The 13,391-nt window shown below is 66.2% G+C and carries 13 protein-coding genes and 2 tRNA genes; 8 read left to right on the top strand and 7 right to left on the bottom strand.

The genetic code is table 11. The features are described from left to right. Window positions 1-83: 83 nt before the first annotated feature. Window positions 84-719 carry a TetR/AcrR family transcriptional regulator gene (locus tag GV068_RS19145; RefSeq protein ID WP_159701496.1) on the bottom strand — a complete coding sequence of 212 codons (636 nt, stop codon included), beginning with the start codon at window positions 717-719 and terminating at the stop codon, window positions 84-86. Window positions 720-816: 97 nt separating this feature from the next. On the opposite strand from GV068_RS19145, the gene GV068_RS19150 reads away from it, so the two are divergent. The 6 genes from GV068_RS19150 (at window position 817) to GV068_RS25030 (ending at window position 6,332) form a co-directional block, all read left to right on the top strand. Further along, complete coding sequence (locus tag GV068_RS19150; protein WP_159701499.1) at window positions 817-1,998, top strand: lipid-transfer protein; 1,182 nt, start codon at window positions 817-819, stop codon at window positions 1,996-1,998. 10 nt (window positions 1,999-2,008) lie between these two features. After that, window positions 2,009-3,154, top strand: a complete 1,146-nt coding sequence (locus GV068_RS19155; RefSeq protein WP_373888420.1) for an acyl-CoA dehydrogenase family protein — start codon at window positions 2,009-2,011, stop codon at window positions 3,152-3,154. 22 nt (window positions 3,155-3,176) lie between these two features. Continuing rightward, on the top strand, window positions 3,177-4,328 hold the full coding sequence (locus tag GV068_RS19160; RefSeq protein ID WP_159701501.1) for a CaiB/BaiF CoA-transferase family protein: 1,152 nt from the start codon (window positions 3,177-3,179) through the stop codon (window positions 4,326-4,328). 146 nt (window positions 4,329-4,474) lie between these two features. After that, a complete protein-coding gene (locus GV068_RS19165; RefSeq protein WP_159701503.1) occupies window positions 4,475-5,740 on the top strand; it encodes a DUF445 domain-containing protein in 1,266 nt (421 codons plus the stop codon). 30 nt (window positions 5,741-5,770) lie between these two features. Continuing rightward, on the top strand, window positions 5,771-6,085 hold the full coding sequence (locus GV068_RS19170) for a putative signal transducing protein (RefSeq protein ID WP_159701505.1): 315 nt from the start codon (window positions 5,771-5,773) through the stop codon (window positions 6,083-6,085). Between the two features lie 88 nt (window positions 6,086-6,173). Continuing rightward, the gene (locus GV068_RS25030; RefSeq protein ID WP_036215215.1) at window positions 6,174-6,332 is read left to right on the top strand and encodes a hypothetical protein; all 159 of its coding nucleotides are present in this window, start codon (window positions 6,174-6,176) and stop codon (window positions 6,330-6,332) included. Window positions 6,333-6,388: 56 nt separating this feature from the next. On the opposite strand, the gene GV068_RS19175 is transcribed toward GV068_RS25030, so the two are convergent. The 5 genes from GV068_RS19175 to GV068_RS19195 form a co-directional block, all read right to left on the bottom strand. Then, window positions 6,389-6,465 (bottom strand) — tRNA-Met (locus GV068_RS19175). Window positions 6,466-6,524: 59 nt separating this feature from the next. Beyond that, window positions 6,525-6,601: transfer RNA gene (locus tag GV068_RS19180), tRNA-Met, on the bottom strand. An 82-nt stretch (window positions 6,602-6,683) separates the two neighbouring features. Further along, complete coding sequence (gene miaA / locus GV068_RS19185) at window positions 6,684-7,640, bottom strand: tRNA (adenosine(37)-N6)-dimethylallyltransferase MiaA (protein WP_159701507.1); 957 nt, start codon at window positions 7,638-7,640, stop codon at window positions 6,684-6,686. Then, the gene (gene mutL / locus GV068_RS19190; protein WP_159701509.1) at window positions 7,640-9,544 is read right to left on the bottom strand and encodes a DNA mismatch repair endonuclease MutL; all 1,905 of its coding nucleotides are present in this window, start codon (window positions 9,542-9,544) and stop codon (window positions 7,640-7,642) included. The genes miaA and mutL overlap by 1 nt, the downstream gene beginning before the upstream one ends. A 46-nt stretch (window positions 9,545-9,590) precedes the next feature. Continuing rightward, window positions 9,591-10,523, bottom strand: a complete 933-nt coding sequence (locus GV068_RS19195; RefSeq protein ID WP_159701511.1) for a peptidylprolyl isomerase — start codon at window positions 10,521-10,523, stop codon at window positions 9,591-9,593. 159 nt (window positions 10,524-10,682) lie between these two features. Here GV068_RS19195 and GV068_RS19200 point away from each other — a divergent pair, with 159 nt between their 5' ends. Together GV068_RS19200 and GV068_RS19205 are read left to right on the top strand one after the other, a co-directional pair. Beyond that, window positions 10,683-11,327 (top strand): VTT domain-containing protein, encoded by a 645-nt coding sequence (locus tag GV068_RS19200; RefSeq protein WP_159701513.1) that lies wholly within the window; start codon window positions 10,683-10,685, stop codon window positions 11,325-11,327. Between the two features lie 140 nt (window positions 11,328-11,467). Then, window positions 11,468-12,547, top strand: a complete 1,080-nt coding sequence (locus GV068_RS19205) for a carbonic anhydrase (protein WP_159701515.1) — start codon at window positions 11,468-11,470, stop codon at window positions 12,545-12,547. Between the two features lie 48 nt (window positions 12,548-12,595). On the opposite strand, the gene GV068_RS19210 is transcribed toward GV068_RS19205, so the two are convergent. Next, window positions 12,596-13,390: a D-hexose-6-phosphate mutarotase gene (locus GV068_RS19210; RefSeq protein ID WP_159701517.1), complete on the bottom strand. Its 795-nt coding sequence runs from the start codon at window positions 13,388-13,390 to the stop codon at window positions 12,596-12,598. Window position 13,391: the final 1 nt, after the last annotated feature.

Below are 13,391 nucleotides of genomic sequence, written 5' to 3' on the forward strand. Positions count from 1 at the left end.
AGGTTGATAAGCCTTTGAGTATAAAGTACGGAGGCCTGCTCGACGGTATTTTTATTACCGACTTTGCGGTAATTAACAGCAAATCACGGCACGGTCGCGAGCGATAGCAGCACGTTGTGCAAGGATGCGCGCACGCTCGCGTATTGCTCCGGACGCGCGTGGCGGTCCAGGCGGAACAGCATCAGGCCCTGGATCTGGGCCACGATCAGTACCGCACGCTCCATGCAGCGTTCGTCGTCGATGGCCGGATTCAGGCCGCGGATCAGGCCATACACGGCGCGGCGTTCGCGCCCGATCATCTTGCCCATCAGGTTGGAAGCGAAGGGATGGCGCGAGGCCAGCGCCCAGATCTCGAAGAAGATCGCGTGCGTGACCGGATCGGTGATCTCGTCGAGGAACATGTCGACAGTGCTGAGGAAGCGCTCGATCTGCGGCCGGCCGGCCATCGTCACCGCGATGCGGTCGATCTTGGCCTGGGACTCGTCCATGGTAGTGAGAAGCAGGGCTTCCAGCAGCTGCTCCTTGCTGGCGTAGTAGTGCTGCACGTTCGACAGGCTCATCCCGACGTCCTGGGCCACGCGCCGCATCGACAGCCCGGCATAGCCTTCGCTGGCGAGCAGCGCGCGCGCCGCCAGCAGGATGTCGCGCGCCCGCCCCAGCCCTTTTTCGGTGGTGGTCGAGGCTTTGTTGCGCAGGGTGGTGTCGAGCATGTGGGACATGGCGCGATTATCGCAGAGGGATACAAAAAATAGTACGCCTGACCTATAATTGACCAGTAGTAGGTCGCGCGACCTAATTAAAAAGAACGGAGACAGCATGAGCAAGGTGTACGTCAGCGGCGTCGGGATGATCCCCTTCGCCAAGCCGGGCGCGAGCAGCCCTTATCACGAGATGGGCGCCCAGGCCGCCCGCGCCGCCCTGCAGGATGCCGGCGTCGCCTACGACCTGGTCGAGCAGGCCTACGCCGGCTACGTCTACGGCGACTCCACCAGCGGCCAGAAGGCGCTGTACGCCGTTGGCATGACCGGCATCCCGATCGTCAACGTCAACAACAACTGCTCGACCGGCTCGACCGCGCTGTTCCTGGGCCGCCAGGCGATCGCCAGCGGCGCCGCCGAGTGCGTGCTGGTGCTCGGCTTCGAGCAGATGAGCCCCGGCGCGCTCGGCTCCGTCTTCACCGACCGCCCGACGCCCTTCGACGCCTTCGACGCCGTCACCGACCGCCTGGTCGGCAAGCCCGAGATCCCGCTGGCGCTGCGCTATTTCGGCGGCGCCGGGCTGGCGCACATGGAGAAATACGGCACGCCGCTGGCGGCCTTTGCCCGCATCCGCGCCAAGGCCAGCCGCCACGCCGTGAACAACCCGCTGGCGCTGTTCCGCAAAGAGGTCACGATGCAGGACGTGCTCGAGGCGCCCGAAATCTGGCCGGGCGTGATGACGCGTCTGATGGCCTGCCCGCCGACCTGCGGCGCGGCAGCGGCCCTCTTGGTGTCGGAAGCCTTCGCAGCAAAGCACGGCCTGCGCCGCGACGTCCACATCGCCGCCCAGGCCATGACCACCGACACCGCGGCGACGTTCGAGGCCGGCGACATGATGCGCCTGGTCGGCTACGACATGAGCCGCGCCGCCGCGCAGAAGGTCTATGAGCAGTCCGGCCTCGGCCCGGAAGACCTCGACGTGGTCGAGCTGCACGACTGCTTCGCGCACAATGAACTGATCACCTACGAAGCCCTGGGCCTGTGCCCGGAAGGCGGCGCCGACAAGTTCATCGTCGAGGGCGACAACACCTATGGCGGCCGGGTCGTCACCAACCCGTCCGGCGGGCTGCTCTCGAAAGGCCATCCGCTGGGCGCCACCGGCCTGGCCCAGTGCTACGAACTGACCCACCAGCTGCGCGGCAGTGCCGAGGCGCGCCAGGTCGAGGGCGCGCGCGTCGCCCTGCAGCACAACCTGGGCCTGGGCGGCGCCTGCGTCGTCACCATGTACCGCAACGGCTGAGGGCAGACACATGGACTTGATGACGTCCCCCTGGATGAACGAGGAACTGGCCGCGTTTCGCGACGCCGTGCGCCGCTTCGTGGCGGGTGAGATCACGCCGCACCAGGAAGCCTGGCGCAAGCAGCAGCACGTCGACCGCGCACTCTGGCACAAGGCCGGCGAAATGGGCCTGCTGCTGGCCGACATCCCGGAAGATTACGGCGGCGCCGGCGGCAGCTTCGCCCACATGGCGGTGGTGTTCGAAGAACTGTCCTACGGCGGCGACACCGCCTTCGGCATCCACGTCCACGCCATCGTCGCGCACTACCTGCTGAACCAGGGCACCGAGGAGCAGAAGCGCAGATACCTGCCCAAGCTCGCCAGCGGCGAGATGATCGCGGCCATCGCCATGAGCGAACCGGGCGCCGGCTCCGACCTGAAGGGTATCCGCACGACAGCCGTGCGCGGCGCGGACGGCTACCGCGTGAGCGGCTCCAAGACCTTCATCTCGAACGGCTACATGGCCGACCTGATCCTGGTGGTGGCCAAGACCGATCCGGCAGCGGGCGCCAAGGGCGTCTCGCTGCTGCTGCTGGAGACCAAGGACAATCCGGGCTTTCGCGTCGGCCGCATCCTGGAGAAAGTGGGCCAGAAGGGCCAGGACACCTGCGAGCTGTTCTTCGACGAGGCCCATGTGCCGCTCGAGAACGTGCTGGGCGGCCAGGAGGGCCGGGGCTTTGCCCAGCTAATGACCGAGCTGCCCTACGAACGCACCATCCTGGGCGTGTGCGGCGTGGCCGCGATCGAGCGCGCCTTGCAGCTCACCATCGAGCACACGCGCGAGCGCAAGGCCTTCGGCCAGGCCCTCATCGAGATGCAGAACACCCGCTTCGTGCTGGCCGAAATCAAGACCGAGGCCACGGTGGCGCGCATCTTCATCGACCGCTGCATCGAGGAGATGCTGGCAGGGCGCATGGACACGGTGCGCGCCTCGATGGCCAAGTACTGGATCTCGGACCTGCAGTGCAAGGTGGTGGACCAGTGCCTGCAGCTGTTCGGCGGCTACGGCTACATGCTGGAATACCCGATCGCCCAGATGTACGTCGACGCGCGCGTGCAGCGCATCTACGGCGGCGCCAACGAGATCATGAAAGAGATCATTGCCCGTTCGCTCTAATAAGAATAGAGGAGAGACCGAGATGGCAGGACCATTGTCAGGAGTACGGGTCGTCGAGATGGTCGGCATCGGGCCTTGTCCCTTCGCCGCGATGATGCTCGCCGACATGGGCGCGGAAGTGATCCGCATCGACCGCAAGGCCAAGCCGGGCGAGGACAATCCTTACCCGATGCTCGGCACGCGCCACGACGTGATGGCGCGCGGGCGCCGCTCGCTGGCGCTCGACCTGAAGAAACCGGCCGGGCGGGGGACCGCGCTGCGCCTGATCGAACAGGCCGACGTGCTGCTGGAAGGCTTCCGCCCCGGCGTGATGGAGCGCCTCGGCCTGGGGCCGGACGCCTGCCTGGAGCGCAACCCGAAGCTGGTCTATGGCCGCGTCACCGGCTGGGGCCAGACCGGACCGCTGGCGCAGGCGGCGGGACACGACATCAACTACGTCGCCCTGTCCGGCATGCTGTACTCGATGGGCCGCGCCGACAGTCCGCCGCCACCGCCGCTGAACCTGGTGGGCGACTTCGGCGCCGGCGGCATGATGCTGGCCTTCGGCGCCGTCTGCGCGGTGCTGGAAGCGCGCAAGTCGGGCAAGGGCCAGGTGGTCGACACCGCCATGACGGAAGGCGCGGCGCTGCTCGGCTCGATGATGTACGGCCTGCGCGCGTTCGGTGCCTGGAGCGGCCAGCGCGAAGGCAACCTGCTCGATGGCGGCGCGCCCTTCTACGACACCTACGCCTGCCAGGACGGCAAGTTCATCTCGATCGGCGCCATCGAGCCGCAGTTCTTCGCCACCCTGCTCAAGCTGACGGGGCAGGACGATCCCTTGTTCACCAAGCGCTGGAACAAGTCGCACTGGCCCGAGCTAAAGGAGCGCTTCGCCGCGCTGTTCGCCACCCGCACGCGCGACGACTGGTGCCGCCTGCTGGAAGGCACCGAGGTCTGCTTCGCACCGGTGCTCGACCTGGAGGAAGCGCCGCGCCATCCGCACAATGCGGCGCGCCATGCCTTCGTCGACATCGACGGCGTGACCCAGCCCGCGCCCGCGCCGCGCTTTTCCCGCACGGCGCCGCCCACGCCCGCGGCGCCCGCCAGCGCTGGGGAGCACAGCGACGCCATTCTGGCCGATTGGGGCTTTACCCAGCAGTCAATCGAAGCGCTGAGAAAAGGCGAAGTCATTTAGCATTGTAGGGTGGGCGGGGTCAGTGAGGACAATGGCCTCACTGACGAACGCCCACGCGGTCAACCAGCAGCAAGATCATCGGGCTGCGTAATGCATCGTTTGACTATCACCGCGTGGGCGGGAAACCCGCCCACCCTACGGAGCCTATGACGAAGGAAGCCGAACTGCGGCGATCGAAACTGCTCGCGCTCGCGTTTTTCGCGGGCGCGGCTTCGCTGTTCGTGCTGACCCTGTTCCTGCCGCAGAACTGGTGGACCGGCCTGCTGCGCGCCTTTTCCGAAGCCGCCATGGTCGGGGCGCTGGCCGACTGGTTCGCCGTGGTGGCCCTGTTCCGGCGCGTGCCGATCCCGATCGTTTCGCGCCATACCGAGATCATCCCCAAGAACAAGGAGCGCATCGCCGACAACCTGGCGCGCTTCGTGCACGAGAAGTTCCTCGACACCGAATCCATCGTCCGCCTGATCCAGCGCCACGACCCGGTGCAGAAGGTGGCCGACTGGCTCATCAAGCCGGCCAATACCGAGCTGCTGGGACAGCACCTGGTGCGGGTCGGCGCCTGGATGCTCGACTTCATCGAGGACAGCGCGGTGCAGGGCTTCATCCGGCGCGCGGTGCATGCGATGGTGAACAGCGTCGACCTGTCGAAGTCGGCCGGCACCATCCTCGAGAGCCTGACGCGCGACGGGCGCCACCAGGAACTGCTCAACGAAGGCATCACCCAGCTGGCGCACCTGCTCGACAACCTGGAGACCCAGGCCACCATCTCGCAGGGCATCGTCGACTGGCTCAAGGAGGACTACGCCTTCATCGAGCGCATGTTGCCCTCGGAGCTTATCGGCCGCAAGGGCGCCGACCTGGCGGTGCGCCTCGCCTCGGGCATCCTCAACAAGGTGGCGGCCGACCCGCATCATCCGCTGCGCCAGCGCTTCGATGCCTTCACCCAGGACTTCATCGAGCGGCTCAAGGCCGATCCCTCCTTTGCGGCGAAGGCCGACGAGGTCAAGGCCTATTTGCTGGGCGACGAGACCCTCAACAGCTACCTGGCCACGCTGTGGGAGGAACTCAAAGGCTGGCTCAAAACGGATCTGCACAGCGAGGATTCGAACCTGCGCCGGCGCCTGGTGGCCACCGGGGCCTGGGTCGGCAAGGTGCTGGCCGAGGATCCGCAGCTGCGCGCCTCGCTGAGCGAGAACCTAGAATCGGCCGCGCGCGGCATCGCACCCGAATTCGCCGGCTTCCTGACCCGCCATATCGCCGACACGGTGAAGCAGTGGGACGATCGGGAGATGTCCGAGCAGATCGAACTCAACATCGGCAAGGACTTGCAGTACATTCGCATCAACGGCACCATCGTCGGTGGCCTCATCGGCGTAACCCTGTATCTGCTGTCGCAGGCGCCCGCGCTGTTTTGACCGATCGGTAAAAAATTGACTGGAGTCAGTATGGAACAACTCACACTGGATGCGTGGCTGGCGGCGAACCCGGAGGTCGAGCAGATTCCCGGGCGCGACCTGTTCATCATTGCGCGTTACCTGGTTCCGATCGACGCGACGCTGGCGCAGGGCTGCCTGGTGGCGGCCGGCATCCCTGCCGTGCTGGCTGACGCCCACCTGATGCAAGCTGACCTGCTGCTGGCGCCGGCGCTGGGCGGCGTGCGCATCCTGGTGCCGTCCGACTACCTGCAGCAGGCGGGCGAGGTGCTGGAAGGCCTGGCGCGCGGCGACTACGCGCTCGACGAATCGTTTACGGATGAGTAGAACGTCGTTTTGCGTGAGATACCGAACGTTACGTGGGCGGCCGGGAGCGTAGCCTGACGGTGTGAGCTAACACTATAGGAGAATCATCATGCCTCAAGGTGATAAGTCGTCCTACACGGACAAGCAGAAGCGCCAGGTCAAGCACATCGAGGAAGGCTACGAGAAGAAGGGCGTCGGCAAGAAGGAAGCCGAGCGGCGCGCCTGGGCCACCGAGAACAAGATCTCTGGTGGCGGCAAGAAGCATTGACACGCAGATTCTGCAAAAAAACGGCCCGGTTCGCGAGAACCGGGCCGTTTCCGTTGTGGTGGTGATAGGTGGACTTGAACCACCGACCCCAGCATTATGAGTGCTGTGCTCTAACCAGCTGAGCTATATCACCGAAAGGGCTAAAACAAAATGGCCTGACTGCGAGAGCCAAGCCATCCGTTTGGAATTCTGTGGTGGTGATAGGTGGACTTGAACCACCGACCCCAGCATTATGAGTGCTGTGCTCTAACCAACTGAGCTATATCACCGCAACGGCAGGCATTATCGGGGCCAGCGCGTCGCCTGTCAAGGCTGGACGCCGATCCGATGCGCAAAAATCTTGTGCCGATGTCATTTTTCCAACTGAGCCAGCCGCGTCACCAGCTCGCCCGTCGGGTCCGGACCGAGGCAGTCTATCACGATCCGCTCCGGCATCGCGCGCAGCCAGGTGATCTGGCGTTTGGCCAGCTGGCGCGTGGCGATGATGCCCAGTTCGCGCAGCTCGGCGCGGTCGATCTTGCCGTCCAGGTAGTCCCAGGTCTGGCGGTAGCCGACGCAGCGGATCGAGGGCAGGCTCGGGGACAGATCGCCACGGGCACGCAGGCGCGCCACTTCCGCCACCAGGCCCTCGTCGTCGCGCTCGCCCAGCATCTGGTCGAAGCGCAGCGCGATGCGTCGATGCAGTACCGCGCGGTCGGACGGTTCCAGTGCGAACGAGATCAGGTCGAAGGGCAGCTCGGGCTTTTCGCGTTTGCCCAGCAGTTCCGACATCGGCTTGCCGGTCAGCTGGATGATCTCGAGCGCGCGGTTGATGCGCTGGGCGTCGTTCGGTTTCAGGCGCTCGGCGGTGACCGGGTCGAGCGTCGCCAGCCGCGCATGCATGCCGGGCCAGCCGATCTGCGCGGCTTGCGCGTCGATCTGCGCGCGCACTGCGGGATCCGCGGTCGGCAGCTCGTCCAGGCTGTCGGTCAGCCCCTTGAAGTACATCATCGTGCCGCCCACCAGCAGCGGCAGTGCGCCGCGCTCGCTGATCTCGCCCACCAGGCGGATCGCATCCTCGCGGAACTGCATCACCGAATAGGCTTCCAACGGGTCGATGATGTCGATCAGGTGGTGCGGCACGCTCGCCAGTTCTTCCGCGCTCGGTTTCGCGGTGCCGATGTCCATGCCGCGGTAGATCAGGGCCGAATCGACCGAGATGATCTCGACCGGGCGGGTCTTGGCGATCGCCAGCGCGGCCGCGGTCTTGCCGGACGCGGTCGGGCCCATGATGGCCACGGCCATCGGCTTCTTGCTACGTTTGTCCATCACTGGCCGCGCAGGAAGAGTTTGTCGAGCGCGGCGATCTCGAGCTGCACCCAGGTCGGGCGGCCGTGGTTGCACTGGTCGGAGCGTTCGGTGATTTCCATCTGGCGCAGCAGCGCGTTCATCTCCTGGGTGGAGAGGATGCGGTTGGCGCGCACCGCCGTGTGGCAGGCGAGGGTGCCGAGCAGCTCGTTGCGGCGCTCGATCAGCACGCGCGAGCCGCCGTATTCGCGCACGTCGCGCAGCACGTCGCGCGCCAAGGTCTGCGCGTCGGCGTTCTTCAGCAGGGTCGGCACGGTGCGCACGGCGAGGGTGGTCGGCGACAGCGCGGCGATGTCGAAGCCGAGCGTCTTCAGGGTCTCCTGGTGGTCCTGCGCGGTCGCCACCTCGACGGCGTCGGCGTAGAAGGTCACCGGGATCAAGAGCTGCTGCACCTGCAGTTCTTCACCCTCGGCGCGGGCGTCGAGCGCGTTCTTGATCTGCTCGTACAGGATGCGCTCGTGCGCGGCATGCATGTCGACCAGCACCAGGCCCTTGGTGTTCTGGGCCAGGATGTAGATGCCGTGCAGCTGGGCCAGCGCGAAGCCGAGCGGGAAGTCGTCGTTCGAGAGCGGACGGTCCGATGCGGACAGCGGCACGCCCACCGGGGCCGCGGCCCTGGCCGGCGCGTCCGCTGCGAACAGCGCGCCATAGGCTTCGGTCGTCTGGGCCACGCCGCCATTCGACGGCTGCGGACGCGCATCGTCCCAGCGGCTGCCCGGCGCGAACGGCGAGGGCGAGAAGCTCGGCGCCAGCTGCGAGCCGAACGAGGTCTGCTCATGCGGACGCGGCGCCCACACCGGGGTACCGGATGGCCGCACCTCGGCGGCCGAAATCGGCGCCGGCGCGCTGCCATGCGCAGTAGCCGAGGTCTGCGCCAGCGCGCGCTGCACCGCGTGGAACACGAACTGGTGCACCGCGCGGCCGTCGCGGAAGCGCACCTCGATCTTCGAGGGGTGGACGTTGACGTCGACCAGGGCCGGATCGAGATCGAGCGACAGCACGTAGCAGGGGAAGCGGTCACCGTGCAGCACGTCCTGGTAAGCCGCGCGCACTGCGTGCACCAGCAGCTTGTCGCGCACGAAACGGCCGTTCACGTAGAAGAACTGGCCGTCGGCGCGCGCCTTGGAGGCGGTCGGCAGGCCGACGTAGCCGTGCAGGCGCAGCGGGCCGGCCGCTTCGTCCAGCGCCAGGCGCGCTTCGGCGAACTCGCTGCCGAGGATCTGGCTGCTGCGCTTGGCCGCTTCGCTCACGTTCCAGTGGTCGATGGTGCGGCCGTTGTGGGTCAGGCTGAACGACACGTCCGGGCGCGACAGCGCGATGCGGCGCACCACTTCGGCGCAATGGCCGTATTCGGTCTGCTCGGATTTCAGGAACTTGCGGCGCGCCGGGGTGTTGAAGTACAGGTCCTGCACGTCGATGGTGGTGCCGAAGGCGCCGGACGAGGGCGCCACCGTGCCTTCGTGCGAGCCGACGATTTCATAGGCGTGGGCGGCGTTCGGCGTGCGCGAGGTGATGCGTACCGCGGCCACCGAGGCGATCGAGGCCAGCGCTTCGCCGCGAAAGCCGAGCGTGCCGACGTTTTCCAGGTCGTGCAGCGAGGCGATCTTGGAGGTGGCGTGGCGCGCCAGGGCCAGTGGCAGCTGTTCCGGCTCGATGCCGCGCCCGTTGTCGGTGATGGCGATGCGCTTGACGCCGCCTTCTTCCAGGCGCACGGTGATCTGGGTCGCGCCCGCGTCGAGTGCGTTTTCCAGCAGTTCCTTGACCACGGCGGAAGGCCGCTCGACGACCTCGCCGGCGGCAATCTGGGAGATCAGCTGGTCGGGGAGCTGCTGGATGGGGCGGTGAGTGGGGACGGGCGCGTTCATGCGGCAAATTATAGTTGACGGCGTGCGCCCGGGCCCTTCCACCGTCTCATTTTTGTTCGCGCACCGGGATCGTGGCGCCGCACAAGTCGATCTTGCCGGGCGAGACCTTGTTCCACGGGCCGCCGCGGTGGCGCTGGGCATCGACCACGGCCTGGTAGGTCGCGCTGTCGGTGCGCATCACTTCGAACTTGTTGCGCTCGGCTTCCGGCACGTCGGCCGCCATGCGCACCAGCTTGATCGGCGTGCGCTGTTCCGGCTGCTCGTAGTCGTAGAAGCCCAGGGCTCCGGTGCCGCGCGGCTGCACCGACAGCAGCGGCATGCCGACCACGACCCGGCCGACCACCGTGATGTTGCGGTCCAGTGCGCGCGGCGCGTGGCCGATCACCGTGTAGAGCTGGGAGCCATTGCCGGTGTCGGCGCCGGTATCGCGCGCCACCCCGATCATCGTGGGGCAGTGCACCAGCCAGGCCTGGCCGGTGGCCGGGTCGCGCGCGGCCGGGAAGCCGTTCACGTGGCCGACCTGGGGCGCATACACGTCGCCATCCTTCAGGCGGGTGAAGTTACCGACCGACTTGATCGGCGCCGTGAACTCGGCCTTCACGGTTTTGGCGGCCTGGAAGGGCTTCGGGTTCTCCTCGTCCGGGTCGCCCCACTGCACCACGAAGCCTTCCTGCGAGCGGATGATGAACAGGTTGTCGAAATACTTCTCGCGCACCAGCGCGCGGATGTTGGCGGCGGTATTCGGGGCGAAGTTCGGGGCCAGCTCGATGATGACGCGCCCGGTCGGCAGGTCCATGTACAGCGTGTTTTCGGGATCGAGCGGGCGCCAGTCGGCGGGCTTGGAGGCCTTGAGCACGTCGGCCACCGTCGGGCGGGGCGGCAGTTCCCTGGCGGCTTTGGCCGGCGCAGCCTGGGCACTGGTGGCGAGCAGGGCGAGGGCGGCCGCGGCAAGGCGAACGGCGGTGGTGGATGCGGTCATGCAGTCTCCGGAAATGGTGGTTATCCGGTCGATTGTAATCCGGAATCTGGCCAGAACATAAAGTCATGGACCGCGAAAATATCCGCCGGAGGACTGCGCCTTCCAGTCTGCCGGGAGAGCGAGAGATGGTATGATGCGCCGCTACCTTTTAGGAAAATTATGGATCTGATGCAATTATTCGACATGGTGCTGCATGTCGATAAGACGCTGGGCACGCTGCTGGACCAGTACGGCACCTATGTCTACATCGTGCTGTTCGCAATCGTGTTTTGCGAAACCGGCCTGGTGCTCCTGTTTTTCTTCCCTGGCGACACCCTGCTGTTCATTGCCGGCGCCTTTTGCGCCACCGGCCAGATGAACTACCCGCTTCTGATGGCGCTGCTCATTACGGCGGCAGTGACGGGCAACACCCTGAATTACTACATCGGGCAGGCCATCGGCCACCGCGTGTTTACGCACAACTACCGCTGGATCAACAAGGATGCGCTGCAGCGTACCCACGACTTCTTCGAGAAGCATGGCGGCAAGACCATCATCCTGGCCCGCTTCGTGCCGGTGGTGCGCACCTTTGCGCCCTTCGTGGCCGGCGTGTCGGAAATGACGCATGCGCGCTTCCAGATGTTCAACGTGACGGGCGCCGTGCTGTGGGTGGCCAGCCTGGTCACCGCCGGTTTCTTCTTCGGTAACATCCCGATCATCAAGGACCACCTGACCGAGATCGTGCTGGTGGGCGTGTGCGCGGCGATCGTGCCGCTGGCGATCGGCGGGCTGTACAAGTTCGGCCGCCGCATGATTAGCAGATGAGCGGCCGATAAGCATCCGATAACAGGTATTGGCATCCTGGCAGCGCCCCGAACTTTTCGGGGCGTTGTCGTTTCAGCGCACTCAAGTTTGGTGCTCTTATTGCCGATAAGCATGAGGACAGACTCATTTTCTGGATTCTCATGCGCCACCTCATCGCCCTGTTAGCTTGCAGCCTTGTCATGGCCTCGGCAAGCGCGCGCGACTCAGCTCCCGCCGCCGCCAAGCCGGTCGACGGCAAGACCGCGAACGTCAAGGCCATCCTCGAAGGCAAGGCCAATGCTTCGGTGAAGCCGGACATCAAGGCCCTGGCCGCCCAGGCCGACGCACGCCCGGCCAAGCCGGAGCCGGCCAAGGCCGCACCTGCTGCCGCCGACGAGGAGCAGAACGAAGTCGACCTGTCGGTCCGCATCGCCGAGCGCCTGGCCCAGCTGCGCGAGCAGCAGGCTTCGCGCGCCGCCGCGGCCGCCAAGGCGAAGAAGGCACTCGACGCCAAGCGCCGCAAGGAAGCCGAGGCCGCGATCGCCGCCGCCAACAAGCCGAAGAACGGCACCCACTGGTCCTACGAGGGCGAATACGGCCCGGCCAACTGGTCCAACATCAATTCCAGCTGGGCCAAGTGCAGCACCGGCAACCGCCAGTCGCCGATCGACCTGCGCGACGGCATGAAGGTGGACCTCGAACACATCGCCTTCGACTACCGCCCGACCTCGTTCAGCGAGATCGACAACGGCCACACCATCCAGGTGACGGTCGGCGGCGGCAACTTCCTCACGGTCGGCAACATGAGCTATGAGCTGCAGCAGTTCCACTTCCACCGCCCGTCGGAAGAGAAGATCAATGGCAAGGGCACCGAGATGGTGATCCACTTCGTCCACCGCAGCTTCGAGGGCAAGCTGCTGGTGCTGGCCGTGCTGCTCGAGCGCGGCAAGGCCAATTCGCTGATCCAGACCGTGTGGAACCACCTACCGCTGGAAAAGCAGCAGAGCGTGTCGCCGTCGATCGTGCTCGATCCGAACGAAGGCCTGCCGGAGAAGCGCGAGTACTTCACCTATATGGGTTCCTTGAGCGAGCCGCCCTGCACCGAGGACGTGCTGTGGATCGTCATGAAGCAGCCGATGCAGGCTTCGCCGGCGCAGATGGCGCTGTTCTCGCGCCTATATCCGCTGAATGCGCGGCCGGTCCAGCCGAGCAATGGCAGGATGGTCAAGGAATCGAACTGAGGCGCCGCATGCGCAAAAAAGAAGCCGGGCAGTGCCCGGCTTTTTTCATCAGCTCACGCGGTAGCTTCCCGTCCACGTCTGTCCCGCATCGAGCGTGACCGGATCCAGCAGCGCCGGCTCGATGCACACGAAGCGCTTGTACTCGTCGTTTTCCATGTCCGCCAGCGCCGCCGCATCGACCGCGCCCGGGTTCCACACCACCGCATCCAGGAAGCCGCTCTGCTCCAGCACCAGGGTGCCGGCGCCGGTCGTCATCTGGGCGCGCCCGGGTACGTGCTGGTAGACCTCGTCCAGCTTGTCGATGATCGAGATCTCGTCCGACGAGATGCCCTCGATGCGCACGTCGCACACGTCCGGCACCAGGTGGTAGGTGTGCAGCGCCGCCGAGAACGGGAAGGGCGAGGCGCCGAGGTTGCGCACGGTGAGCGTCATCGTGAGTTCGTTGGCGCGCACCGCCACCCGCAGCGACAGGGCGAAGGTATGCGGCCAGGCGTCGGCCACGCTGGTGGGCAGGTCGCCCGCCGCCAGGTCGAAGCTGGCCCAGGCGGCGCCGTCTTCCAGGCCGCTGTCGTCCAGGCGCCAGTGGCTCACACGGGCGAAGCCGTGGCGCATGCCTTTGCCACGTTCGGCGAACTGCGGGAAGATCACCGGCACGCCGCCGCGGATGGCCTTGCTGCCATCCAGGGCGGACTTGGCGCTGACGAACATGCGCTCGCGTCCGTCCGCACCCTTCCACGACACCAGGTGCGCGCCGTACGGGGTCACGATGGCTTCGGCGCCGTCGGGCGCCTTCAGGTGGATCGCGGGCAGCTGCCCGAAGGTGGTGTGGGTGGCGAGGGTCATG

The sequence above is a fragment of the Massilia sp. 9I genome, assembly GCF_902506415.1.
GTDB lineage: Bacteria > Pseudomonadota > Gammaproteobacteria > Burkholderiales > Burkholderiaceae_D > Telluria.